The sequence below is a fragment of the Mesorhizobium sp. M00.F.Ca.ET.216.01.1.1 genome, from assembly GCF_004010325.2.
In the GTDB taxonomy this organism is placed as follows: Bacteria; Pseudomonadota; Alphaproteobacteria; order Rhizobiales; family Rhizobiaceae; genus Mesorhizobium.
This window is the reverse complement of sequence record NZ_SADR02000137.1, coordinates 1-431: the sequence shown is the minus strand read 5'-3', so window position 1 is coordinate 431 and position 431 is coordinate 1. Positions and strand designations below refer to the sequence as shown.

Here is a 431-nt window from a genome sequence, read left to right as displayed (position 1 = left end):
GGCCATTTCCCTCTCGCTTGTGCCCACATCAGGAGCTGGCACGTTGAGCCCAGGACCGATTAGGCCGCGCTTGCTGAGCTCCTGGGTGAAACGGCGGGTAATGCGCTCGAGCTCCTGAGGAGTCCACTCACGCGGGTCGATCCTGAGTGCTCCTTTTGAGCCGCCAAACGGGACGTCGACCAGCGCGCATTTGAGGGTCATCAGCGCTGCGAGCGCCTCAACCTCCTCAGCATCCGCATCGGGCGTGAACCGGATGCCCCCTTTGACAGGCTCGCAATGCTCGCTGTGAACGGAGCGCCAGCCGACGAAGCTGTACATCCGGCCGCGCAGCCTGACACCAAACCGCACTGTGTATGTCGAGTTGCACTGAATGATCCGCTCGGCCAATCCCTCAGGCAGATCGAGGAACTCCATCGCATGGCGGAAATTCT

1 protein-coding gene is annotated in these 431 nt (G+C 61.7%); it reads right to left on the bottom strand.

Annotation, left to right across the window (positions count from 1 at the left end; genetic code table 11):
- The coding region (locus EN859_RS35410; protein WP_281015672.1) for a Glu/Leu/Phe/Val dehydrogenase dimerization domain-containing protein at positions 1 to 431 on the bottom strand (431 nt) is incomplete at both ends.